This is a genomic window from Streptomyces sp. CY-1, from assembly GCF_047218265.1.
Lineage (GTDB): Bacteria > Actinomycetota > Actinomycetes > Streptomycetales > Streptomycetaceae > Streptomyces > Streptomyces niphimycinicus.
This window is the reverse complement of record NZ_CP178393.1, coordinates 8768181-8791911: the sequence shown is the minus strand read 5'-3', so window position 1 is coordinate 8791911 and position 23731 is coordinate 8768181. Positions and strand designations below refer to the sequence as shown.

The window sequence follows — 23731 nt, the reverse complement described above, 5'->3', positions numbered from 1 at the left end:
AGCCTCGGTGATTAAACACGTAAGCACCAGCCGCCCGACACTGCGGATATGGCCTGTGAGCGGGGGCATCAACAACGAATTCCGTCGTCGCCCGGCCGGTCGGGCACACGGTTACGGCTGTTTCAGGACCAGGCGATCTCGCCGTGGCGGGAGACGAGGCGGCCGGTGCCGGCGCCGGGCCCCTCGGTGGCCAGGGCGACGATCGCGTCCGTGCCCTCGGTGACGGTCTGGGGCCCGCTGTGACCGTTGAGGTCGGTCGCGGTGTATCCGGGGTCGGCGGCGTTGACCCGGATGCCCGTGAGCCCCTTGGCGTACTGCGTGGTCAGCATCGTCAGCGCCGCCTTGGATGAGGCGTACAGCGGCACGACGACGCGCGACTCGGCCCGGGCGGGGTCATGGGTGAGGGCGAGGGAGCCCATACCGCTGCTGACGTTGACGATCGCAGGATCGTCCGAGCGGCGCAGCAGCGGCAGGAACGCGGTGGTGGTGCGGATGACGCCGATGACGTTGACGTCGAGGACGGCGAGGGCGTCGGCGGCGGTGAGATCGCCGGGGTCGCCGGCCGGGCCGTGCACACCGGCGTTGTTGATCAGAACGTCGATCCTTCCCTCGTGGGCGGCGACGTTCGCGGCCGCGGCGGCCACGGACGCGTCGTCGGTCACGTCGATGGGGACGTGGCGTGCGCCGAGCGCGGCGGCGGCCTCCTCGCCCCGCTCCCGGTCGCGGGCTCCGACCAGCACGGTGTGGCCACACTCGATCAGACGGCGGGCGGTCTCACGGCCGAGACCCTTGTTGGCTCCGGTGATGAAGGTGATCGTCATGCGTTCGATGCTGGTCCCGGCGAAGGCGGCGGACCAGGGAGACTTCGACGGTAGGAAGACCGGTACCACCCTCGCACCGACCCGTACGGCCGGGGATGGAGGAGGATGGCGAGCATGCCGACGACTCCCGGAACCGGACTGGGCGCGATGATCCGCACCTGGCGGGACCGGCTGCCTCCGTCGGCCGCCGGGCTGCCGGTGGCCCGCGGGCGCCGGGCGGCCGGGCTGCGGCGCGAGGAACTGGCCGAGCTGGCCGGGGTGTCGGTCGACTACGTCGTACGCCTGGAGCAGGGGCGGGCCATGACACCCTCGGCGTCGGTGGTGGCGTCCTTGGCGCGCGCCCTTCAGTTGTCCACCGCCGAGCGGGATCACCTGTACCGGCTGGCCCGGCTCGTCCCGCCGGTGGTCGGCGCGATCTCCGACCATCTTCCGCCCGGTGTGCAACGGGTGCTCGTCCGGCTCGGGGACGTGGCGGTCGCCGTGTTCGCGGCGGACTGGCAACTGGTGTGGTGGAACCATGGGTGGGCCGCCCTCCTGGGCGACCCCTCCGCCTCGCCGCCACGGCTGCGCAACTTCGCTCGCGACAGATTCCCGGTGGCCACCGGTCCCGCCCACCTCGCGCGGTGGCCGGTGACCGAGGCGGACCCCGCCGCCACCGACGCCGCCGTTGTCTCCGACCTGCGCCGCGCCACCGGCCGCTTCCCCCAGGACAGCCGCTTGGCCGCGCTGATCCGCGAACTGAACGCGGGCAACCGGAGGTTCGCCGAGCTATGGGCGGCCGGAGAGGTGGCCGCGCATCTCGAGGACCACAAGACGATCGACCACCCGTCGGTGGGCCCGGTCACGGTGGACTGCGACACCCTGACCGACGGCGACTCCGAACTCAAGATCGTCATCATGACCGCCGTGCCCGGCAGCGAGGACGAGACCAAGCTCCGGCTCACCACCGTCGCCGGCCCACCGGCCACCACGCACGGCTGATCCGGCCTACGCGTCGATCGGCCGACCGCGGGTGCGGCTATCGGCGTTGCTCCCAGGCGGCCCGGGTGAGTTCGTACTCGACTTCGCCGTGCTCGGATCCCTCGATCGCGTCCGGCCAGTCCCCGGTGAAGTTCCGGAGGAACGACAGGCCCGCCTTCTCCATCACCCGCCGCGAGCGGGTGTTCACCGCCATGGTGTCCGCGGTGACCCGCTCCACCCCGAGGTCCGTAAAGCCCTTGTCGATCAGGGCCCGCGCTCCTTCCGAGGCGTAACCCTTGCCCCAGGCGGCCTTGTTCAGCCGGTAGCCGAGTTCCACCACGGCGGGGCTGTGGTCGTCCAGGGGGCGGAACTCGAACCAGCCCAGGAAGGTGCCGGTGGCCTTCTCCTCGGCGGCCCAGTAGCCGCGGGTGCCGAAGCAGGGGTGGTCGTGGAGAAGGCGCGGCAGGATCCGGGCGTGGAGCGTCTCGCGGCTCGTCGGCTTGCCGCCGGTGAGGAAGCGCATGACGTCGGGGTCGTTGTCCAGCGCGAAGAGGTGGTCGGCGTCGGCCTCGGTGAGCGGGCGCAGCACGAGCCGTTCGGTCTCCAGGAAGACATGCATCCCGCGATCCTCATCATCGGCGCCCGAGCCCGCCACCGGATATTCGTGGCGGGCCGCCTGCTGCCCCACCGCGGTCGCGGGTCACGGCCACGCGCTCGAGCTTGGTCCAGCCGGTCCAGCCCCGCTGCTTCAGCAGCTCGATCAGCCGACGGGCCGATGGCATGGTGTCGAAGGCGAGGGTGTCCATCACCTTGGCGAGCGGTGGGGCGATGTCGGCATCGTCGATGTAGTCCTCGCCCCGTTCTTCGGCCATCTGCGTGAGGTAGGCGGCCAGTTGGTCGGCCAGTTCGACCAGCCGTGGGTCGTCGTCCGTGCGGTCGAGTGCCTGGCCCAGGGTGAGGTAGAAGGCGATGAACCGCGGGTCGGCGATCTGCTCCCGCTTGCGTGCCATCCACTCCGGGACCCGCTCGGGGGCGTGCGCGGCCAGCGGGATCCAGCCGTCGCGTTCGACCTGGACGATCCGCTCGTCGACCCCGAGGGCCCGCAGCCGGTCGAGGAACTCGACCACCTCCGGGGGCAGCGCCAGGCTGTCCCCGGAGGTGAGGCGGGCGACGCGCTCGCGGTGCCGCTGCCGCTCCCGGATCTCCGCCCGTAGCCGCTTGTCGATGTCCGCGACCGCCGCGGCGAACTCCTCCTCGTCGGCCCGTAGCAAGTCCCGTACGCGCGCCAGCGGTACGCCGGCCTCGGCGAGGATCCGGATCCTGATCAGCTCGACGACGGCGTCGGCGCCGTACCTCCGATAGCCGGAGTGGTCCCGCTCCGGCTCCGGCAGCAGCCCCTTGGCGTGGTAATGCCGCACCGCGCGCACCGTCACTCCGGCGTACGACGCCAGCTCGCCGATGGTCAGCATCGGTCCCAGTCTCCTCGGAGTCGCTCGCGAAGTCAGCCTGTCGGACGAGGGGGTGTGCTTCGGATGATCTCCGCGATCTCGGGGGTGTTGGTGAAGACCAGCCGGTGGTCGGCGTCGAGCCAGGACGTGGAGATATGCGAACGCTCGCGGACCAGGCGATCGATACCGGCACGCCAGAGCCGGTTGTGCCGCGGCGCACGCCCTTCCGTGCTGTCGCCGGCGATCGACGTCGACATGATCATGCGGATGGGGCAGTCGATCTTCCGGTACCGGTCGAGGATTCCGGACCGCACCACATCCATCTCGAGCTGGAGGTCGAGGACGTCCTGGGCGGTGAGCAACACCTGCCGCGCGCTGCCCTTGGCCCGCTCGATCTCCCGCCGGGTCGCCGGATCCTCCGCCATGGCTCGGAAGTCCACGAGATCGGCCTCGGTGATGAACGGTTCGGGCAGCGGGTTCGCCCCGTCGATGAGGACGAGCCCGGCCACGGCGTCAGGACACTCGGCCGTGTAGTACACGGCCAGGTCCGCGCCCAGCGAGTAGCCCACGAGCACGGGCGGCGAGGGCAGGTCGAGGCGTTCCAGTTCCGCCAGCACGGCGAAGAGATCGCTCAGGAACGCGTCGAAGGAATACCGGTCGGCGGCCGAGGCGAGGCCATGGCCCCTGAGGTCGAAGGTCACCACGTCGTGGTCGCGTCGGAGGAGTTCGGTCAGCTCGTGCAGATCGGCCTGGGTGGAGTTGAGGCCGGGGCACAGGACAAGTGGCTGTCCCCGGCCACCGCGGGACACCGGGATGGTGACGCCGTCGTGGTGGACTGTGAAGTGGCGCGTCGTCGTCATACCGCCCATGCTGCGAGGTTGCCCCTGCGTCAGGGTCAACCGCCGCGGCGACTCTCACCGCGCGCTCTATTCGGGGTTCTTCCACAGGTACACCTTGTGGTGCTTGGTGTCGTTGCCCGCGATGAGGCGGCCGTCCGGGCTGAAGGCCACGTCCCGGACCGTGCTCTCCGGCCCCTGCGCGCCGGTCAGCAGGATGGCGCGTGGTTTGCGGGTGGCCACGTTCCACAGCAACAGCCCTTGTCCGGCGGGGGCGGCGAGCGTCTTGCCGTCCGGGCTGAACGCCAGGTGGTCGACCTTCGTCTGGTAGGAGTCGCCGAGGGTGGCGCGCTGACGGCCGGTCTTCGCATCCCACAGCCGCACCTTGTCGTCGTAGCTGCCGGTGGCGATCGTCTTGCCGTCCGGACTGAACGCCAGGCTCAGGACTCCTTGCGCGGGGGAGATGGTGAGCCGTGGATCGTCCTGGCCGTAGGGTTCCGGATCGCGATGTGCCACGTCCCACAGCCGCACCGAGTGTTTCGGGGTGAGGTTGCTGTCGGAGTCGTCGCTCGCGGAGGCCAACGTCCGGCCGTCCGGGCTGAAGGCCACGCCCGTGACTTTGGCCTCCTGGTCGTAGTAGGCGAGTTTGTCGTCCTTGTGGTCGTTGGTGTCGAACAGGAACACCGAACCGGTCTGACTGCCGGTGGCGAACAGCTTGCCGTCCGGGCTGAAGGCCACCTTTTCGCCGCCATCGGCTGTGGTGCCGAGGAAGCGAACCTGCCGGTGCTTGGCCACGTCCCACATGGTCACCCAACCGGTCATATTGGTGGCCGCGAGGAGCTTGCCGTCGGGGCCGAACGTCACACTGCGGCCCCCGAACCCGTCATTCCCCACGCTGTCGCGTTGGATGAAGGTGGCGCGTGGCTTGCGGTCGGCGACATTCCACAGTCGCACCTTGCCGTCGTCGCTGTTCGTGGCGAGCGTCTTGCCATCCGGGCTGAACGCCATGCCTTCGGTGTCCCTGGACTGCCCGGTGGGCCCTATAGCGGCCGTCGGCTCGAACGAGCGATAGGGGTAGCTGGGGCCCCGGTCGGGGGAAGAGCCGGGGAGGTAGACGGCGATCAGGACGACGGCGAGGATGAGGATCCCGACTCCGCCGAGCAGCACGGGCAGCCCCGGCGCGGGCGTGGTGAGCGGGTCCGGGACCGGCGGGTTCGGCGAGGTGTCCGCGCTCGGTGGGGTCGCGGGACCGCCGAGGGCGGCGCCCCGTGCCGGGTCGTGCGCGGCCGGGGCGGACGGCGGCGGTACGGGGGCGGCGGGCCCGGACCCGCGCGGCGACGGTGAGGTGCGTGTCTCGGCGTCGGGCAGGCCGGGGGCGCCCGGCGGGCCGGGTGTCCGGCGCTCGGGCCCTGCCGGGGACACCACGGTGGGTGGGTGGGCGTCGGCGATGCCCGTCGTCTCACCCGGGAGGCACCGCTCGATGACCTCGGCGAGGGTCGGCCGCCGCTCCGGGTCCTTCTCCAGGCATCCGGCGGCGATGGCCCGGAGGGGCTCGGGGCAGCCGTCGAGGTCGGGAGCCTGTTCCAGGATGCGGTAGACCACGCCGTGGTCGGTGCCGCCGCCGAAGGCGAGCCGTCCGGTGGCGGCGAAGTGGGCGACGACTCCGAGGGCGAACACATCACCGGCTTCGGTGACGCTCTGCCCCCTGATGTATTCGGGCGCCATGTAGGCGGGCGTTCCGGTGCGCATTCCGGTGGCGGTCACCGTGGTGACGTCCGCGGCCCGGGCGATACCGAAGTCGATGACCTTGGGACCCTCGGCGGTGAGGATGATGTTGGAGGGTTTCAGGTCACGGTGGATCACATCGGCGGCGTGGATGGACTGAAGGGCCTCCGCCACCCTGGCGATCAGCCCCAGCGCCGCATCGGCCGCCAACGGCCCGCTCTCGGCGACCGCGTATTGGAGGGACGGCCCGGGCACGTAGGCCGTGGCCAGCCAGGGCTCATCGGCCCGCAGATCCGCGTCCACGACCGGCACGGTGTACAGCCCCTGGACCCGCCGGGCCGCCGCCACCTCCTGCTCGAAGCGCTTACGGAACGTCGCGTCGCCCGCGTATTCGCGGTGTACGACCTTGACCGCCACCGCGCTGCCGGCCGGCGTACGCCCCAGGTAGACGCGGCCCATCCCGCCCGCGCCCAAAATCGCCTCGAGCCGGTACGGACCGGCCTGGGCAGGATCAGCCTGCCCCAGTGGGCTGTGGGGTGGCGGAGCTGTCGGCCACCCCGGTTGTCCCCCCGGGTCAACGGGCGGTATCGCCGGTCGACCGTGCTCCGATCGGGACATGCTCCCCGTCACCCCGTCTCTCACCGTTCGAGCGAGCGACAGCGTAAACGACCCCACCACCCCGTAACAGCTCTCCCCCTCTTGAGCACGCACACCGCGGCCCGGTGCGGGTACTCGCCGCTGATGGTGTTCCGGACACCGCCGGGCCGTCCAGGTGTTCTCCAGGTGAAGTGCGATCAACGGAGGTCTGAACCTGCGGTGAGTGGGGCACTCAGGGCATATGCGCTGTGGAGTGATCGACATCGGATCCCGTACGGTCCACCTCATGATCGCCGACCTGGGTCCGGGCAGGCCCCCGGAGCCGGTGACATCGTGGAAACAGCCGGTCCGCGTGGCCGAGGCGACCGACCGCCAGGGGGTGATCCGGCCTGACACGATCCGGTCCCTGGTCCGCGCCGTCACGGCGAGTGCCGCGGCCGCTCTCGCCCACCATGTCGACCGGCTGATCCCCTTCGTCACATCGGCGGTGCGGGACGCGACCAACCGGGACGCCGTGCTCGGCGAGATCGAGGCCGCCACCGGGATCCGCGTGGGGTTCATGACCGGCGAGGAGGAGGCACGGCTGACGTTCAGGGCGGCGCGCGGCTGGCTCGGCTGGTCGGCGGGGCGGATCCTGCTCCTCGACATCGGCGGTGGCTCGCTGGAAATCGCCTGTGGCAGCGGCAGATACCCCGACCTCGCCGTCTCCCTGCCCCTGGGCGCCGACCGGCTCACCCGCCACCATCTGCCCGATGCCACACCGGTGAAGAAGCGGGACGTCAGTGCGCTGCGCCGGCATGTACGCTCCGTGCTCGGCCAGTGCACGGCCGAACTGCGCGCCCAGCCGGCGCCCCTCTCCTGCGTCGCCACCTCCCGGACCTTCACACAACTGGCCCGCCTCGCCGGAAAGCCACAGCCCCGCAATGGCCTGCCCGCGCTCCACAGTCTCAGCCGGAAGGACCTGGGGCCCTGGGTGCCCCAACTCGCGGCCAAAACGGACGAGCAGCGAGCGAGGCTGCGCGGCATCTCAGCCTCCAGGGCGCATCAGTCCCTCGCCGGTGCGATCGTCGCGGAGGCCGTCATGGAGGTCATGGCGGTGGAACGGCTCACCACCTGCCCCTGGGGCCTGCGCGAGGGCGTCCTCCTCGACCACGTCTCCGGCCTCGAAGGCGAGCCCCCCGCTCCCCCGGCACTCACCTCGCTCCCGGCCCTCGCCGACCACCGGCGGCTCCAGGGCATCGGGGCGGTGGCGGCCGACGCATGAGAACGGGAGGCCGCGGCACCGCCCGGACCGGCTTCCGATGGCCTCCGCCCGCAATCGGCGGAGGCCATCGCCGCGCCCGAGCTGTGTAGCCTGGCGGAAGGGCCCGGGGAGCGCACCAGGAGAACCAGGAGAACCAGGAGAGAAGAACGCGAGCCCGGGAGTGGTGCCCATGGTGACGACGACGATCGTGCTGTCCGTCGTGTTCGCCCTGCTCGCGGCCGTCAGCAATGCGCTCGGGACGGTGTTGCAGCGCCGCGCCGCGCTCATTGTTCCCGCGTCGCGATCATTGCGCCTCGGGCTGATCCGCGACCTGCTGCACACTCCGGTCTGGTTCGGCGGGATGCTCGGCGTTGTCTTCGCCGCCCTTTTTCAGGCCCTCGCGCTGGCCACCGGATCGCTCGCCACCGTCCAGCCCATCTTCATTCTCGAACTTCCGCTGGCCCTGGTGATCGGCGGGCTGGTCTTCCGTGTCGGTGTGTCGCGCAAGGCATGGATCTGCGTGGCCTGCATCGTCGGTGGGCTGGCGCTGGTGCTCTTCTCGCTGGCCCCCACCGGAGGGCGCGATCAGGTGCCCGGGATCTGGTGGGTGCCGGCGCTCGCGGTCACCGGAGGGATCGGCGCCGCCCTCGTTCTGGCCGGTCTGCGGCGCCCCGCCGGTCTGATGCGAGCGGCCTCGCTGGCGGCAGCGGCGGCCATCGGAAACGCCGTCACCGCGGCGCTGGTCAAGTCGGCCATGAACATTCTCTCCGATCAGGGCGCGGTCGCCTTCTTCACCGCGTGGCAGACGTACAGCTTCGCGGCCGTCGGCGCGTTTTCCCTGTTCCTGCTGGGGGTCGCCATGCAAGGGGGCCCGCTGATCGGCTCGCAACCCGCCTTGACGCTCGGCGATGCCACGGTGAGCTTCTTTCTCGGTGTGACGCTCTACGGCGAGCAGCCGCGCGCCGGATTCTGGCTCGTGCCGGCACTGCTGGGACTGAGTGTGCTGCTGTACGGAATTTTCGGGCTGTCCCATACGCGTTGCCTCGCCCAGTGTGTCGACCGGAGCAGGGATGAACTCGGTGGCCTCGGGGAGCCTGCCGCTGCTCGCGGGTGATGCCACCGGTGGACGCGGGTGAGGTCGCCGGTAGGATCGTGAATACGGCGAAGTCGGTCCTCCCGGACAAAATGAGCGTCGTGGCGTCGGACCTCTACGAGCTGAGCTGTTGGAGGGCCGCTGTGCGAGGGGCTGCTCGGTCCAGACGGTCTTGCCCTGCCCGTTGTAGCGAATGCCCCAGTTCTGGGCGAGTTGGGCGCAGATGAACAGGCCGCGGCCGCCCTCGTCGACGATCCCGGCGTGCCGTAGCCGGGGGGCGGTGGGGCTGGAGTCGTGGACCTCGCAGGTGAGGTTGCGATCCTTGATGAGGCGCAGGCGCACGGGTGGCGCCCCGTAGCGCAGGGCGTTGGTGACCAGTTCGCTGACGATCTGTTCCGTGGCGTAGGTGGTGTCCTCGTCCACGCCCCAGGTGGCGAGTTGGGACCGGGCGTGCCGGCGCGCGATCGCCGGGGCGGTGGGGTCGTCGTCCAGGGGCCAGGTGGCGGTGGCTTCGGCGGGGAAGGCGTGGGTGCGGGCGAGGAGAAGGATGGCATCGCCCGAGAGGGCGTCGCCGCGCAGCCGGTAGAGGACGTCGTCGCACAGGTCCTGGAGGGGCCGGTCGGCGTCGGCGAGTACCTGCCGGAGCAGTGGCGGGCCGCCGGTGCCGTCCTCGGACCGGTGGGCGGCCGACAGCGCGGCCGTGTAGAGGGCGAGGAGATCCCCGTCGGCGACGGTGACGGTGGTGGTGGCGAACGGGGGGCCGCGCCCGCCGTCAGGTCGACTACGCGGGGGGTCTCGTCGGGTCCGGCGAGCATGGGCGGCGGATGTCCTGCGGAGGCGATGGCGCAGGTGCGGGAGAACGGGTCGTACATCACGCACAGGCATGTCGCGCTGAGGGACTGCCTGTTCAGCGGGTCGGCCCAGGGCCTGTCCAACGCGGAGATCTGCGCCAGGCTCGTCGTCAGCCAGGCCACCGCGAAAACGCACATCAACCGGATCTTCGCCAAGACCGGCGCCACCGACCGCGCCCAGGCGGTGGGCTACGCCTACCGGAACGACCTGGTGGATGGCGGCTGAACCACGACGCTCCAGTGGAGCATGGCGCCGAGTGCGCTCACGGTCCGCCGTGCGATCAAGAGCTCAGCGCCCGTTGCTCAGTTCCTTACAGACTTCGGCGCTGTTCGGCCGGTCGGCCGGATCGGGGCTGAGCATGGCTTCGATGAGCTTGCCGAGCACCCCGTGCACGTTCACCGGTCGGTGTGGTCCATCCACGATGGCTTGCCGTTGGTCCTTGCGGCCGGCGTCGTCGGGATACGCGACGTGGCGCAGCCCGGTCGCGCTGATGAAGAGCGAGGCGCCGAGGGCGTAGACGTCCGCTGCCAGGGTCGGAGTGGCCGTACCGGTCTCCAGTACGCTCCGGGAGATCTCGGGGCTCTCGTAGTGGACGAGACAGCCCCGATAGCTGAAGTCGTACGCGGCGGGGATGGCGCCGCCTTGGGCCAGTGCGAGATCAATGAGCGCCGTTCCCTCATGGCTGATGATCAGGTGCGCGGGTTGGATGTCCCCGTGCGCCCATCCCGTGGCGTGCAACGCGGCTACGGCTTCCGCACACGACAGCGCTTCACCCAGGTCGGGCTCTGGCCAGGCCCCTTTGGCGCGGTGCGGCTGCCAAAGGTCGTACAGGCTGTTGCCCCGGTGCCAGGGCTGGACGTTCCAGGTGCCGTGTTCCCAGTCGCCATAACTGACGTGATTCCGGTTGAGGTGCTGCAAGATTGCGCCCTCACGGCCGGGGGCCAGGGCAGTCCACTCCTGGGCCTCCCATTCACTTGTTGCTTTGATGGGATAGCCGAGCTTGACGGCAAACCGGCCGTGCCGCGTCTCGACATCCCAGACCGTTGATCCGCGCCGATTCAGTACGAGCCGCCGCCAGCGTCTCCGAGACGCTGGTGGGGATCCCGTACGGCGCTGCGTCGGCCATGAATTCCGGTCCTCTCCAAGAGCGCGGCCCGCTCCGGGGTCTGCCCGTTGTGGGTGACGACGAAGTGAGCGAGGCTGCTGAACAGCTCTTCGCCGATCAATGACCGGCCGGTCTTCTGGTCGTTCAGTACTGCTGTCATTGCTGTGTTCCCTCCCTGGTCGGAGTGGGCTCGGCACTTGCTGACCCGCCCCGATCGCTAGCCCTTCCTGTTGCGAACGATCGGGGCGGGGCCTCACCCACCCACCAGACGGGAACCAACACCGTCCGGCGGGTGGAGCTATAGAACGTGTCAGGGCAGATCGTCGACGGAGTTGGGATGCGGCCGCACTTCCTCCGGGAACTTGACGTTCTTGGAGTCAGTCATCCACTCCTGTCCGCCCTTCTCGGGGCGGAGGAACGCGACGAGCGGGCCCGGCATCTGGTGGCCGAAGGTGAGTTCCTTGACATCACAGATGGCTTGGAGAATGCCCACATGCCCCGTGGCAGCGTCGTAAGCCTCCTCGCCCGGCTGAGGCCCGTTGTACGGCGTCGGCTCATTCACCCGATCCCCCCTCAGCGAGCACCGGACGGGGGGCATCTTGTGGCCGTCCGGATGGTGCCGGATCTTCAGTTCGAGATCGGCGGCCAGCCGATAGTCACCGGCTTCCATGGCCTTCGCCTTGTTGTGCTTCAGGCGGGTGCACGTGGCACACAAGGTCATCGGGTCCGCCCTCCGCGCCCAAGGTGCTTGTCGATCTTCTTCTTGAGGGTCTCCGCACGCTGGTCCAACTCCTTCTGAGTTGGGGGCTTGGGCGCGCCTTGCTGCGCCTCCTGCGATTGCGCCGGAGGCTCGATCGCGCTCACCGCGAGACTCTCAGCGCTCGCTGCCGCTCGTACCGGAGCACGTACAACGGCACGGGATCGGTGTCCCAAGCGATCGGGAAGCGGTCACCGGCCGGGATACGCGGTAGCTGAAGCGTGGGTGAATCCGCGTCACCGGCAGGCACACAGGTCGGAACGGATACGGGCACGGCGACGCGTGCCGGGGTGTGCTGTAACGCATTGGTTGTCCGATGGCGCCCAGGGACGGGGAATAACCTTCGCCCCCACCGTTCCATGGATCGGGCGATACGCTCTCTCACGTTGACGCTCCCTACGCAGCGTTGACCATGCCCCCGGGCCGGTCGCACGGTCGCGGGGGTCCTGCTCGCTCTAGGCAACCGCGCCACTACGCATCGCGGTACCGTGACAAGAGCGGCAGCTTTTAAATGCTTTAAGCACCCGCCTTTGCTGAGGAGATGAGCGCGGAGTGAGCCAACGGGAGCCGAACGAGGGCCTGGAGCGGCTGTTCCGAGAGACCGGGTGGACACTGCGGCAGTTCGTCCAGGAGGTCAACCGCATCGGCACCGAACGCGGAACGCCCCAGAAGTACCGGGAACCATCCGCTCATCAGTGGTTTAGGGGGCACATGCCGAAAGAGGCTGTTCGGCCGCTGATCTTGGAGGCGTTCGCCCGGAAACTGGGCCGCCCGATCACCCATGCTCAGGCGGGGTTCGCGTTGCCCGCAGACGAGTCGAACGCACGCCCGGGTACCGTGGAGGCGTTGATCGACTTGGGGAGGCAGGACATGGACCCCTCACGGCGCAGCGTCCTTGGCGCGAGCCTCTTCTCTGTCGCGCTAACGGTGCCTAATTGGCCGGACGTCGTGGGTCGCATGGAAGCGGTTCAGACGGGGCGGGTGCAGCGCATAGGGATGCCTGACGTCCATACGGTTGTGGCCATGACCGAACGGATCTCAGAGCTTGATGATCAGTTCGGCGGCCGACATGCGCGCCCCATGGCCGCGGCGTTCCTCGTCAATACGGTGACTCCATACCTCCGGGCCGACGCCACGGAAGCGGTCCGTAAAGCGATGATGTCCGCAGCGTCCGACCTGTGCTATCTCACCGGATACATGGCCGTGGACGAGGGAATTCACGGGCTGGCTCAGCAGTACTATTTGAAAGCCTTGGCATTAGCTGGAGCCTCGGAGGATCACCTAACTTACTGCACCACGCTGCGAGGAATGAGCGTTCAGGCAGTCGACCTGGGACATGGCAGGGCCGCAATGCGGCTCGCCGATGCCGCCGCTGCCGCGTCCCCCAAGGCCGGACCCAGAATGCGGGCATTTCTTGCCGGTCAACAGGCGCACGCTTCGGCACAGATTGGCGAGAAGACCAAGGCTCTCATGTACCTTCGGGAAGCCGAAACTGCCATGGACAAGGCCGAGTCCCAGCAGAAGGCATTTGGATCGTACGATCCGGCGGCCTTGAATTATCACACCAGCCAGGTTCGCTACGAACTTGGTGACGTGACTGGCGCGATCGAAGCAATGAAGCAGTCAGACCGATTGAGGTATGACGTCTATCGGCGCGCCCGCGTCCGGCACCGCGCCATGCTGGCCGAGCGACAAATCGCAGTAGGGCATCTGGAAGCGGCATGCGCTACCTGGCACAGCGCACTCGACGATTACCCGCTGGTCCAATCAGGGAGGGCTGATCAGCGAATGCAGAGCATGCTCCGACTGATCAAACCGCACCTGAAGAATCATGCCGCCCGCGACCTGAACGACCGCGCACGCATGGTCATGCCTGCCTCGCTGCCGGCCTGAGGCACGCACATCCGGTTCGCGGCGGTGGCTCGGGGAAGGGTGACGACGGCACTGTCGTCATCGCACCCCGCGCCCATGGAACAAGTCCCCGCATCCGACAGGACGTATCCCGTCTGTTGTGCACGACCCGGTCAGCCTTGATGGAGGGTGAAGTGGTCAGCAAGCCAGGCCGTCGTACGGTTCTCGGCGCCACCGCCGGCGCCGCACTCACCGGGGCGTTCAGCGCCCCCGCCAGGGCCGCCTCGTTCGCCGGGACGTCCGGCCACGTCACGGTCGACTCGCCGAATGGCCGGTTGCGGGTCACCGTTCTGACGGCGAGCGGGGATCTTCGGTATCAGGTCGTGCGTGATGGCCGGGTGCTGGTCGCGTCTTCTGGGCTCGGGCTCGACCTGGACGGGCGGCCGTCGCTGACCAGCGGGCTGGTGGTGGAATCCGTCAAGCGCAGGACGATCAAGGAGTCGTGGCGTCCGGTGTGGGGTCCCGACGCGCTCGTCCGCAACCATGCCAGGGAGTGCGTGGTGCGGACCGTGCAGTCGGCGAGTGGGATACGGCTGGACCTGGTCGTCCGGGCCTTCGACGACGGTGTCGGATTCCGTTACCACCTGCCGGCGCAGACCGGACTGGACACCTATACGGTCACCGCCACCTCGTCGTGCACGAGGCGGCGCTGATCGACTATCCGAGTATGACCCATGGGGAAGCTGGGAAATCCGCCGGAGCAGGCCACCATCCTGCCGTTCCCCCGGTTCATGGGCGGTCCGGCCGACTACACCCCCGGCGTGCTCAACGTGACCTGGGACCCGGCGGGGCTCGGTACCCGCGTACAGATGACATCGGCCACGCAACTCGCGCTGTACTCCCTGTTTCTTCAGCCCGCTCCAGATGCTGGCCGACACCCCGGAGAACTACCGCTCCCACCCGGGCTTCGCCTATCTGAAGGACATCCCGGCCAGTTGGGAAGAGACCCGGTTCCTGGACTGCGTGATCGGCGACTACACGGTCGCCGCCCGCCGGAAGGGCCACACCTGGTATCTCGGCGCGATCACCGACGAGCAGGACCGGACGCTGCGGGTGCCGCTGCGGTTCCTGGGACCGGGCCGGTACCGGGCCGAGATCTACCGCGACGCCGCGGACACCAGTTGGCACGACAACCCGCTGCCGATCGATGTCCGGACCACAACGGTGCGATCGTCCACGGTGCTCACACTGCGACTCGTCGCGGGCGGCGGCACCGCGATCCGATTGCGCCCCGCGCAGTCTTTCACGGCACCGTGACTGTAGCCGCGGCCCGACTTCGGCTTCGCTCGTGACCCGCGGGACGGTCCTCAGCGCGATGTCGGCAGGCCGAGGTCGGCGGCGTTCATGAAGTCGAGTATCTTCCGGTTGGTCAGCTCCGCGTGGTCGATCTGCGGGCCGTGGCCGGTCCGGGAGATGATCTCGGCCCGTGCGCCGGGGATCAGCCGGGGCACGCGTTCGACCTGCCGGTCGGGGTGCACCAGGAGGCTGCGCCTGCCGAGCACCAGGTACAACGGCGTGCGGACGGCTCCCAGTTCGGCGTCGGTGAGGGGGTGCGGCACGGGTCGGCGGATGCGGTAGGCGCGGACGCCGGTGCGGATCATGGTGCGCAGTTCCGGGACGACGAGGACGGGTTGTTCCAGCCAGGACGCGAGCCGTGGCCGCAGCGCCTTGGGAGCGAAGGTCGCGAACAGGCTGGCGAAGATCCACACGAAGAAGCGCAGTCCCACCTTCTCCAGGCCCCCGGGGTCGAGCAGCGTGACCGAGGCGAGGCGTTCCGGCGCGCGGTATGCCTGGTTCAGGACGAGCCAGCCGCCGTACGACGAGCCGAGGAGGTGCACACGGTCGAGCCCGAGCCCGGCGAGGGTCTCGTCCAGCCACTGCGCGGCGCGCTCGGGCTCGTGGATGGGCGCGCGCTGCACGCTGCGGCCCGGGTCGCCCGGGGTGTCGATGGCGTAGACGGGCCGTTCGGCGCTGAGGGCGGGCGTGTTCGGGTACCACATGGCGGAGCAGGAGCCGGCTCCGTGGACGAGGACGAGGGGGGTGCGCCGGCGGGCGGCCGGGTCCTCGGGGTCGTAGCGGTAGACGTGCGTGGTCCCGAAGGAGGTCTCCACGTCCTCCTCCCAGGACGCGGGCGCGCCCAGCGCGTAGACCGCGTCGCAGGCCGCGAAGTAGCGCGCACGCCACTCGTCGCTGACGAAGCGGCCGACATCGGACTGGGAACGGGCTGTTGTGGGCTCGGGCACGGCCACCTCCTGGGCAGTCGGTCTTTGTGATACGAACGTACCACAAAGATGGTACGGCTGTATCATCAAAAATCGGAGACCCGATCCGAGGAGCGGAGAGTCGAACCATGCCCAAGCGCGTGGATCACGCAGAGCGACGCACCGAGATCGCGCAGGGCCTCGTCCGGGCCGCCGGACGACAAGGGCTGCACGCTGTGGGTATGCGGGACGTGGCGGCCGAGGCGGGCGTCTCACTGCGGCTGGTGCAGTACTACTTCGAGTCCAAGGAGAAGCTGCTCCTCTTCGGACTGCGGCATCTGGCCGACAGGTTCGGGGAACGGGTGACCGCCCAGGTCCACGCCGCCGGCGACAACCCCGGGCCACGGGCGGTGATCGAGGCACTGCTGACGGCGGCCCTACCTGTCGACGAGGAGAGCCGCCTGTTCCATCACCTCTACACCTCGTACGCCGTGCTGTCGGTCACCGACGAGGCCCTCGCGGCCCAGCCCTTCATCAAGGATCCCGACACTGCCGAGATCACCCTCACCGGTCTGCTGCGGCAGGCGGCGGACGCCGGACTGCTCCGGGCCGGCACGGACACCCATGCAGAAGCGGTCGGCTTGCTGGCCATGTCCGCGGGGCTCGGCACCAGCGTCCTGGTGGGCCAGCGCGACGCCGAGTCCGCCACGGCCGTCCTCCACTACCACCTGGACCGGATCTTCCGGCCCTGAAGCACGGACGCCGCCGCCCCGGGGCCAGGACATCCGCGAGGAGACGTTGGCGGATGGCTGTGAAGTGGCCTCCACCCGACACCCACGGCTGATCGGTGCCCTCCGCGACGATCGGCAGCTCCCGCTCCAGCCAGGCGCCGGTCCCGTGCCGACGGGCAGGGCACGGGCTCGGGGCCCCAACTCCCGGCGGGGCACCCGTGGACGACCTGGGGTTGTTCAGGCTGACGACAGGCCGCCCCGGGTAAGCCCTCAGTCCTTGAAGTGCTCCAGGATCCGGTGCATCCCGCTGTTCCAGTTCTCCTTGAGCGCCGCCACGGCCGCGTCGATGTCGCCGCGCTGTAGGCACTCCGCGATCCGCTCGTGCTCCACGGCGGAGCGCTCCAGGGTGTCCGTGTCGCCGAGGGCCACCCGCTCGTAGCGGTGCATCGTCACCTTCATCGAGGTGATCAGCTTCATCAGCCGGTCGTTGGTGCAGCCCGACAGGAGCAGGTCGTGCCAGGCGTCGTCGTAACGCTCTATGACGTCGTGCGGCGCCTGCGGCGCGGAGAAGGCCCGTGCCTCCTCGAGGAGACGGGGAGCCGTCGCCCGCAGCAGCTCCGGATCGCTGGACTCCAGGGCCAGTGTCTCCAGCGCGGCCACGATCGCGGTCAGATCACGGAACTCCTGCGCGCTCAGCGGCGTGAACCGGAAGCCCTTGCCACGGTCGCTGGTGATGACGCCCTCGCGCTCGAGCGTGATCAGTGCCTCGCGCAGCGGAGTACGGCTGACTCCGAGCTCGGTGGCGAGCTGTCCCTCGTTGATCGGCTCGTTGGTCGCGATGGTGCCGCGCCCGAGGCGCTTGATCAGTTCCTCCTTGACCTGTTCGCGCAGCGGGCGGTTTTCGATTGGCATGTGGGGGAGCCCTCCTCTTCCGTCCGGTCGATTATCCGTTACCGGCGAGTCACGCGGTACCGGCTCCGTCGACCGGGATGATCGCCCCGCTCGTGAACGACGACGCGTCGGACGCGAGGAAGGCCACGGTCTGTGCGATGTCCCTCGGCTGCCCGATCCGGCCGAGGGGCCGGTCGGCGGCGTCGGCGTAGAACGCGTCGGAACTCTCGCCGAGCTGCCGGGCCTCCTCGGCGAGCATGCCGGTGGCCGTGTCGCCGGGGCACACGCAGTTGACGCGGATGTTGTCGGGGCCGTGGTCGATGGCCATGGCGCGGGTCATATTGACGACGGCGCTTTTGGAGGCGCAGTACGAGACGGCGCGGCGGCCACCCGAAATTCCCCATCCGGAGCCGGTGTTGATGATCGAGCCGCCGCCCTGCGCGGCCATGCCCGGTATCACCAGGCGGCTCATCAGCATGATGGAGCGGACGTTCACGGCCATCACCAGGTCCCAGTCGTCCTCGGTGATCTCGCAGACGGTGGAGCGGCGGATGATGCCGGCGTTGTTGAACAGCACGTCGGCGTCGCCGAAGTACTCCCGCGCGGCGGCGGCCACGGCCTCGCAGTCCTCGCGTCGCGAGACGTCGCAGCGGACGAAGACGCCGCCGGTGTCCTTGGCGGTCTGCTCGCCGCCGTCCGTGTCGATGTCGGCGATGACGACGCGGGCGCCGAGTTCGGCGAGGACATGAGCGGTGGCCCGGCCGATACCGGTGGCTCCGCCGGTGACGATGGCACGTTTGCCGTTGAGAGTGATCATGAGGGGTTCCTTTACCGGGTAGGGGGCGCGGTCCAGGCGCTCGGACGGTCAGGCGGTCAGGCAGCTCAGGGGGTCAGGCGGTTCGGGCGGTTCAGGTGGTCAGGCGGTACAGCGACGTTCGGCGGCGGCCGGTGATGACGGGCAGATGGCCCGCCAGTTCGGCATCCAGCGCCTCGTCGCCCGTGTCGAGGAGGAGAGGGCGGCCGCCCAAGGACGCCAGCTTCTGTTCGGTGCACAGCACGAGCAGCCGCTCCCGGCCGCCCGCCGCGCGCAGGACACGCGGCGAGATCTGCTGGTTGCCGCGGCCGAGGAGAAAGCCCTGGCCGCCGATGGGAGAGAGGGCGATCCAGCACGGACCCGCCGCGAGGAGGGCGTCCTCTCCCCCGTCGCGCAGAACGACCTCCGCGGGGTGACCGGGCCGCAGCGCGAGCACGTCGACGCCGGTGAGGGAGACATCGGCCCCCAGCGCGGCGGCGACGGCGCGGGTGGTACCGCCGGGGCCGAGTGCCAGCAGTCCGTCGCCGACACGCTCGGCGACCTCGGCCGCGATGCCGCCGACCGCCTCCGGCGCACCGGCCGTGCTGCCGGTCTTGCGCTGCTGGACGCGCACGGGCACGTCGGGCACGGGGAGCCAGCCGTAGAGGCGGGAGGCGACGCGTCCGGCGCGCAGTTCATCCTCGTCCCGGTCCATCACTTCGGCGTCGCGCAGGCGTACGGAGCCGGAGCGGGCGAGCCACGCGGCGGCGACCTGGCCCGCCGCGCGCGGGCTGACGCCGAACACGGCCGAGTGCATCTTGACGCCGGTCGGCACCCCGAGTACCGGGCAGTGCACCCCGTCGAGCGCGGTGAGCACGTCCCGGGCGGTACCGTCGCCACCGGCCAGAAGCAGCAGGTCGACTCCCTCGGCGACGACGGCGCGCACGGCGGCGAGGGTGTCCTCGGCCGAGGTCTCGTCCCCGGCCCCCGGGGCGTACACGACCCGCGCCGTCAGCCCGGCGGCGGCGACGGAGTCGGCCCCCATGGCTCCGGCGGCGGTGACGACTTCCGGTTCCGCGACCGCGCCACCCAGCGCACCGGCACCAGCACCAGCCCCGGCACCGACGCCCGATCCCGCCCGCAGTTCACGCAGCTCACGCAGTGCCGCGGCCGCCCGTTCCCCCGCCAGGGGCCTCGCGCCCAGGGCGAGGGCGCGGTGGCGGCGCTCCCGGCCGTCGGTGCCGCCCAGGCCCACCCGGCCGCCGAGTCCGGCGACCGGGTTGACCACCAGGCCGATCCTGGTCAACGGGTGGCCTCACCAAGGATCTTGCGGCGGTAGGCGCGCCAGGAGACCGCCCAGGTGGCCGGGTCGTCCAGGGTCTCCGGGCGGATCCGGTGGATGGTCGAACGGTGCGGGGCCGTGCGGACCGTCTCCGGCGACTCGTACGCCTCGCGGGCGATCTCGGTGAGGATCGCCGCGTACTCGTCGAGGTCGGCGCGGGTGTACGACTCGGTCGGTTCGAGCGTCATCGGCTCGGGGACGAGGTACGGGTGGTGGCTCGTCCAGTAGTGGGTGCCGAAGTCCGCGGCGCGCAGCCCGATGTCCTCGGAGTGCAGCCCGGTGTCCTCGTGCAGCTTCTGCCAGCTATAGCGGACCTGTTCGACGCGCGGCCGCCCCTGGGCGTACGGCACCGAGACCCCCGGGATCCGCCGGATCTTGTGGAGCAGGTAGTTGTTGTTGAGGACGGCGGTCTCCGCGGCGGAGCGCAGTCCCTCCGCGCCGAGCGACATGATCCATGCGTATGCGCGCACGAGGTTCGGCACCACCCCGTAGAACGGCCGCATCTTTCCGATGGACTCGGGCCGGTCGTCGTCCAGACGATAGCGCTCGCCGTCGAACTCGACGGTGGGGCGGGGCAGATACGGTGCCAGCTCCTCCGTCACCGCGCACGCCCCGGCCGCCGGTCCGCCGCAGGCGTGCGGTGTCGAGAACGTCTTGTGCAGATTGAAGTGGCACAGGTCGAACCCGGCCTCGCGGGCGCGGGTGATGCCGAGGATGCCGTTGGCGTTGGCCTGGTCGTACGAGCACAGGCCGCCCGCCTCGTGCACGATCCGTACGAACTCCTCGATGCGCGGGTTGTAGATGCCCGTGTCCTCGGGGTTGGTGATCAGCAGCGCGGCCGTGCGCGGTCCGACCGCGGCCTTGAGCGCCTCGATGTCCGGGTAGCCGTCCGCGTCCGGGTGGAGAGTGATGACCTTGAATCCGGCCGTCTTCGCGCAGGCCGCGTTGGACGGGTGGGAGAAGATCGTCGTGATGACCTCGTCGCGCTGCGCCAGCTCGCCGCGCGCGGCGAAGTACGCGCGGATCATGGCCACGTTGGTGTAGATCGCGGCCGAACCGGCCGCCGGCTGGAGGGAGACCCGGTCCATGCCGGAGATCTCCTTCAGGAGCAGTTCCAGGCTGTGGATGATGCCGAGGACGCCCTGGACGGTGTCCTCGTCCTGGAGCGGATGCAGCGCGGCGATGCGCGGGTCACGGACGAACTGGTCGTTGACCTTGGGGCTGTACTTCATGGTGCAGGTGCCCTGGCCGACGTCGATGTTGAGGTCGGCGCCCAGGTTCTCCTGCGACAGACGCAGATAGTGGCGCAGTACCTGCTGCTGTGACATCTCGGGCAGGGCGGGCGGCTCGGCGCGGCGCAGCGCCGGGGGAATCTCCACCGGGGCGATGGCAGGGTCCGGCGCCGGGACAAGGACACCGCGTTCGCCCGGCGAACCGAGCTCGAAGATCAGCTTCTCGTCCCAGGACGCCTGCTGGAAGCGGCGCAGACGCGGCTTGGGCGCGATCCGCGCGTCCTCGGGCGAGACGGGTGCGGGGGCGTGGTGGGCGGTCACTTGACGATCTCCTCGAGGGCGGCGGCGAGCCGGTCGATGTCGGCCTTGGAGTGGACTTCGGTGACGCAGAAGGCGGCCTCGTGCTCGCCGGTGGGCACGGAGCCGTAGATGCCGCGCTCCTTGAGGTCGGCCCGGATCTCGGCGGCGGTCCTGCCGCCGGTGTAGCGCACGGTGAAGTCGGCGAAGTGCAGGGCGTCGCCGTACGGGACCTCGACGCCGGGCACCTGGGCCAGGCGCTGCCGGGCGTACGCGGTGTGGGCGAGGATCGTGTCGCCGATCTCGCGCATGCCCTGCGGTCCCATCAGGGCGAGATAGACACCGGCGCCGATGCCGTGCAGCGCGGCCGCCGTGCCGACCCACTCCTTGCCCTCCTCGCGCAGGGCGAAGGAGGTCCGCTCGTGTGCCACGTCGCCGAAGCCGTACTCGCCCTCGACCGAGGTGGGCGCGAGCCCGAACAGGCGCGAGGGGTACTCGGCGACCAGCCGCTCCTCGTCGCGGGTGGCGATGAAGCCGGCGTTGCCGCCGCCGAAGCTCTGGTGGATGCCGAGCGGCTGGATGTCGCCGCAGGCGATGTCCGCGCCGTACGCGGAGGGGGGTGCGAGCACGCCGAGGGTGAGCGGATTGCAGCCGACGACGTACAAGGCGCCCGCGCCGTGGGCGAGTTCGGCGAGCCGCGGCAGTGACGAGTCGACGATGCCGAGGGCCGAGGGGGCGTCCGCGTAGACGGCCGCGGTGTCACCGGCGGCCAGCTCCCGGTGCAGCGCGTCGAGGTCGGCGGAGCCCGTCTCGGGGTCGACCGGGACCACGGTGATGTCATGGTCGGGACGGACGTAGTCCCGTAGGCGGGACAGCTTGTCCGCGTCGATCGCGGTGGCGACGAGCACGCGGCGGCGCCCGGTGACGCGGCCCGCCATGCGCAGGGCGGTCCCGGTGGCCTGGAAGCCGTCGTACACCGGGACGTTGACGACCTCGACGTCGAGCAGCTCGGCCATCATCGACTGGTACTCCCACAGCGCCTGGAAGCGGCCGTGGTCCTCATACGGCTCGCCCGCGTACGCGGTGAGGAACTCGCTGCGGTTGACCACCTCGTCCACGACCGCGGGCACATGGTGCGGGTAGCAGCCCGAGCCGAGGAAGCTGAGGACCTGCCGTGTCGAAGTGTTGCGGGCGAGCAGTTCCTCCATATGCCGGGTGAGTTCGGCTTCCGAACGCAGCGGAGCCGGCAGGTCGAGGGGGCGGTGCAGCCGGATCCCGGCCGGGATGTCGGCGTAGAAGTCCTCGATGCTCGCCGCACCGATCTCGTCGAGCATCGCCTGCCGCACTGACGGCACGGAGTTCGGGATGTAGGGGTGGACAAAGTTCTCGGACGACGTCATGCCGTGCCTTTCGCGTAGGCAAGCAGCTTGGCCCGGCCGGGGGCGGCCGGCTTCAAAAGTCTTTGCTTGTACACCTCTTGACGGCGGACTCCGTCATTCAGTGTTCTGAATACAGCATTATGCATTCAGGCACCAGGAGGCAAGAGTGTCAACGAGACCCACCCGGCGGGCCGTTCTGGCCACGGGCCTCGCGGCCACGGCGTCATCCCTGCTCAGCGGCTGTGCCATGGGTGGCGTGGGCGGCGGCGGACGGGCTCCCGAGATCGACGGGAAAGCGGACGACAAGGGAGGAAAGGTCAGCGGCAGGATCACCGTCTGGTCGTGGGATGTGGCCGCCAAGGCCATGAAGCGCCTCGCCGGCGACTTCGAAAAGCGCCACCCCGGTACCACCGTCGACGTCGTCGACATCGGCTACGACAACGCCTACGACAAGATCACCATTGGGCTGCGCGGGGGCACGGGCCTCGCGGACGTCCTCACGGTCGAGGGCACCCACATGCCACGCTACATAGGCAACTTCCCGGCCGGCTTCTACGACCTGATGAGCCTCGGCGGTCGCTACGGCGGCGACTTCGAGCGCGCGGCATGGCACACGGTCACCGGCCCCGGCGGCAAGCTGTTCGCCCTGCCCTGGGACATCGGCCCCTGCGCTCTCTACTACCGCACCGACCACTTCCGCGCCGCGGGTGTCGACCCCCGCTCCCTGCTCACCTGGGACGACTACGTCAAGGCCGGCATCCGCATCAAGAAGGCCACCGGCCACAAGCTGATCATCCAGGACCCCGCGGACAAGGACGCCGGGATCTTCCCGATGCTGCTGCAACAGCAGGGCCAGTCCTACTTCAAGGGCGGCCGCGTCGCCGTCGACACCCCGGCCGCTGTCAAGGCCCTGACCTTGATGAAGGCCCTCGGCGACGAGGGCCTGGTGGCCTACGAGAGGGGCTGGGACGGACTGGTCACCGGCACCAAGGAGGGCAAGGCCGCAACGACGCCCACCGCCGCCTGGTGGACGGGCACCCTCACCTCCGAAATGCCCGAGCTGAAGGGCAGGTTCGGGGTGGTCCCGCTGCCCGGCTTCACCGCCGGCTCCATCCGCACCTCCAACATCGGCGGATCCACCCTCGCTGTGCCCGCACAGAGCAAGAATCCGCGGCTGGCCTGGGCCTTCATCGAGTTCCTGCTCACCCGCAAGGACAACCAGATCTCCATGCTCAAACGCGAAGGTCTCTTCCCCGCCTATCTGCCCGCGCTCGACGACCCCTATCTGAGCGAAAGGCAGGACTACTTCGGCGGTCAGCGCACCCTCGATGTCTTCGCCCGCCTCGCCCGCAACATCCCTCCGGTCGAGTACGACAAGGACGACGCCAAGGCCGCGGACATCATGATCTCCGCCGTCACCGGCGTGATGCTGCACGGCCGGGACCCGCGCCGCGCCCTGGGCTCGGCCGCCGGGCAACTCGCCAGGGCCACCGGCCGCAAGAGGGCGGAGTAGCGCG

Annotated in this window: 22 protein-coding genes and 4 pseudogenes; 10 read left to right on the top strand and 16 right to left on the bottom strand. The window is 69.8% G+C overall.

Going from position 1 to position 23731, the window contains the following annotated elements:
• Positions 1-122: 122 nt before the first annotated feature.
• Entirely contained in the window at positions 123-821 is a 699-nt protein-coding gene (locus ACK1X7_RS37765; RefSeq protein WP_385144675.1) for an SDR family NAD(P)-dependent oxidoreductase, read from the bottom strand.
• A gap of 114 nt (positions 822-935) precedes the next feature.
• Between ACK1X7_RS37765 and ACK1X7_RS37760 the strand changes: the two genes are divergently transcribed.
• A complete protein-coding gene (locus ACK1X7_RS37760; protein WP_385144673.1) occupies positions 936-1802 on the top strand; it encodes a helix-turn-helix transcriptional regulator in 867 nt (288 codons plus the stop codon).
• Positions 1803-1839: 37 nt separating this feature from the next.
• Here ACK1X7_RS37760 and ACK1X7_RS37755 read toward each other — a convergent pair whose 3' ends face one another.
• The 4 genes from ACK1X7_RS37755 to ACK1X7_RS37740 all read right to left on the bottom strand — a co-directional run bounded on the left by ACK1X7_RS37755 (position 1840) and on the right by ACK1X7_RS37740 (position 6408).
• Entirely contained in the window at positions 1840-2400 is a 561-nt protein-coding gene (locus ACK1X7_RS37755; RefSeq protein WP_385111856.1) for a GNAT family N-acetyltransferase, read from the bottom strand.
• A gap of 13 nt (positions 2401-2413) precedes the next feature.
• On the bottom strand, positions 2414-3250 hold the full coding sequence (locus ACK1X7_RS37750) for a MerR family transcriptional regulator (protein WP_385144671.1): 837 nt from the start codon (positions 3248-3250) through the stop codon (positions 2414-2416).
• A gap of 32 nt (positions 3251-3282) precedes the next feature.
• Positions 3283-4089, bottom strand: coding sequence for an alpha/beta fold hydrolase (locus ACK1X7_RS37745; RefSeq protein ID WP_390794502.1), 807 nt, complete (start codon positions 4087-4089; stop codon positions 3283-3285).
• A gap of 66 nt (positions 4090-4155) precedes the next feature.
• Positions 4156-6408 (bottom strand): protein kinase domain-containing protein, encoded by a 2253-nt coding sequence (locus ACK1X7_RS37740; protein WP_413116320.1) that lies wholly within the window; start codon positions 6406-6408, stop codon positions 4156-4158.
• Between the two features lie 220 nt (positions 6409-6628).
• Between ACK1X7_RS37740 and ACK1X7_RS37735 the strand changes: the two genes are divergently transcribed.
• Positions 6629-7651: a Ppx/GppA phosphatase family protein gene (locus ACK1X7_RS37735; RefSeq protein ID WP_413116319.1), complete on the top strand. Its 1023-nt coding sequence runs from the start codon at positions 6629-6631 to the stop codon at positions 7649-7651.
• A gap of 169 nt (positions 7652-7820) precedes the next feature.
• Positions 7821-8744: a DMT family transporter gene (locus ACK1X7_RS37730; RefSeq protein ID WP_390794504.1), complete on the top strand. Its 924-nt coding sequence runs from the start codon at positions 7821-7823 to the stop codon at positions 8742-8744.
• A gap of 135 nt (positions 8745-8879) precedes the next feature.
• Here ACK1X7_RS37730 and ACK1X7_RS37725 read toward each other — a convergent pair.
• Positions 8880-9608, bottom strand: a pseudogene (locus tag ACK1X7_RS37725) (ATP-binding protein); the annotation flags it as partial.
• A pseudogene (locus ACK1X7_RS37720) lies at positions 9545-9712 on the bottom strand (hypothetical protein); the annotation flags it as partial. The pseudogenes ACK1X7_RS37725 and ACK1X7_RS37720, both read right to left, overlap by 64 nt.
• Here ACK1X7_RS37720 and ACK1X7_RS37715 point away from each other — a divergent pair.
• Positions 9642-9800: pseudogene (locus tag ACK1X7_RS37715) on the top strand (response regulator transcription factor); the annotation flags it as partial. The pseudogenes ACK1X7_RS37720 and ACK1X7_RS37715 overlap by 71 nt on opposite strands.
• Before the next feature lie 63 nt (positions 9801-9863).
• On the opposite strand, the gene ACK1X7_RS37710 reads toward ACK1X7_RS37715, so the two are convergent.
• From ACK1X7_RS37710 to ACK1X7_RS37700, 3 genes are all read right to left on the bottom strand, one after another.
• Entirely contained in the window at positions 9864-10493 is a 630-nt protein-coding gene (locus ACK1X7_RS37710; RefSeq protein WP_413116318.1) for a protein kinase domain-containing protein, read from the bottom strand.
• A 140-nt stretch (positions 10494-10633) separates the two neighbouring features.
• Positions 10634-10840: a hypothetical protein gene (locus tag ACK1X7_RS37705; RefSeq protein WP_385144659.1), complete on the bottom strand. Its 207-nt coding sequence runs from the start codon at positions 10838-10840 to the stop codon at positions 10634-10636.
• Between the two features lie 150 nt (positions 10841-10990).
• Positions 10991-11401, bottom strand: a complete 411-nt coding sequence (locus ACK1X7_RS37700) for a hypothetical protein (protein ID WP_390794506.1) — start codon at positions 11399-11401, stop codon at positions 10991-10993.
• A gap of 588 nt (positions 11402-11989) precedes the next feature.
• On the opposite strand from ACK1X7_RS37700, the gene ACK1X7_RS37695 reads away from it, so the two are divergent.
• The 4 genes and pseudogenes from ACK1X7_RS37695 to ACK1X7_RS37680 all read left to right on the top strand — a co-directional run bounded on the left by ACK1X7_RS37695 (position 11990) and on the right by ACK1X7_RS37680 (position 14605).
• Complete coding sequence (locus ACK1X7_RS37695; RefSeq protein ID WP_398158657.1) at positions 11990-13330, top strand: tetratricopeptide repeat protein; 1341 nt, start codon at positions 11990-11992, stop codon at positions 13328-13330.
• A gap of 152 nt (positions 13331-13482) precedes the next feature.
• Entirely contained in the window at positions 13483-14001 is a 519-nt protein-coding gene (locus ACK1X7_RS37690; RefSeq protein ID WP_413116317.1) for a glycoside hydrolase family 97 N-terminal domain-containing protein, read from the top strand.
• 21 nt (positions 14002-14022) lie between these two features.
• Positions 14023-14193, top strand: a pseudogene (locus tag ACK1X7_RS37685) (glycoside hydrolase family 97 catalytic domain-containing protein); the annotation flags it as partial.
• Between the two features lie 19 nt (positions 14194-14212).
• Positions 14213-14605, top strand: a complete 393-nt coding sequence (locus tag ACK1X7_RS37680; RefSeq protein ID WP_390794509.1) for a glycoside hydrolase family 97 C-terminal domain-containing protein — start codon at positions 14213-14215, stop codon at positions 14603-14605.
• A gap of 50 nt (positions 14606-14655) precedes the next feature.
• Here ACK1X7_RS37680 and ACK1X7_RS37675 read toward each other — a convergent pair whose 3' ends face one another.
• Entirely contained in the window at positions 14656-15591 is a 936-nt protein-coding gene (locus tag ACK1X7_RS37675; protein WP_385144649.1) for an alpha/beta fold hydrolase, read from the bottom strand.
• Between the two features lie 107 nt (positions 15592-15698).
• Between ACK1X7_RS37675 and ACK1X7_RS37670 the strand changes: the two genes are divergently transcribed.
• Positions 15699-16301, top strand: a complete 603-nt coding sequence (locus ACK1X7_RS37670) for a TetR/AcrR family transcriptional regulator (RefSeq protein WP_385144647.1) — start codon at positions 15699-15701, stop codon at positions 16299-16301.
• Between the two features lie 249 nt (positions 16302-16550).
• Here ACK1X7_RS37670 and ACK1X7_RS37665 read toward each other — a convergent pair whose 3' ends face one another.
• From ACK1X7_RS37665 to gcvPA, 5 genes are all read right to left on the bottom strand, one after another.
• The gene (locus ACK1X7_RS37665; RefSeq protein WP_385144645.1) at positions 16551-17192 is read right to left on the bottom strand and encodes a GntR family transcriptional regulator; all 642 of its coding nucleotides are present in this window, start codon (positions 17190-17192) and stop codon (positions 16551-16553) included.
• A 49-nt stretch (positions 17193-17241) separates the two neighbouring features.
• Complete coding sequence (locus ACK1X7_RS37660) at positions 17242-17988, bottom strand: SDR family NAD(P)-dependent oxidoreductase (protein WP_361500852.1); 747 nt, start codon at positions 17986-17988, stop codon at positions 17242-17244.
• A gap of 91 nt (positions 17989-18079) precedes the next feature.
• Positions 18080-19270 carry an ATP-NAD kinase family protein gene (locus ACK1X7_RS37655; RefSeq protein WP_385144643.1) on the bottom strand — a complete coding sequence of 397 codons (1191 nt, stop codon included), beginning with the start codon at positions 19268-19270 and terminating at the stop codon, positions 18080-18082.
• The gene (gcvPB, locus tag ACK1X7_RS37650; protein ID WP_398158654.1) at positions 19267-20859 is read right to left on the bottom strand and encodes an aminomethyl-transferring glycine dehydrogenase subunit GcvPB; all 1593 of its coding nucleotides are present in this window, start codon (positions 20857-20859) and stop codon (positions 19267-19269) included. The genes ACK1X7_RS37655 and gcvPB overlap by 4 nt, the downstream gene beginning before the upstream one ends.
• Positions 20856-22235: an aminomethyl-transferring glycine dehydrogenase subunit GcvPA gene (gene gcvPA / locus ACK1X7_RS37645; protein ID WP_413116316.1), complete on the bottom strand. Its 1380-nt coding sequence runs from the start codon at positions 22233-22235 to the stop codon at positions 20856-20858. Before gcvPA ends, gcvPB begins: the two co-directional genes overlap by 4 nt.
• Before the next feature lie 145 nt (positions 22236-22380).
• Here gcvPA and ACK1X7_RS37640 point away from each other — a divergent pair, with 145 nt between their 5' ends.
• Positions 22381-23727: an ABC transporter substrate-binding protein gene (locus ACK1X7_RS37640; RefSeq protein WP_385144637.1), complete on the top strand. Its 1347-nt coding sequence runs from the start codon at positions 22381-22383 to the stop codon at positions 23725-23727.
• Positions 23728-23731: the final 4 nt, after the last annotated feature.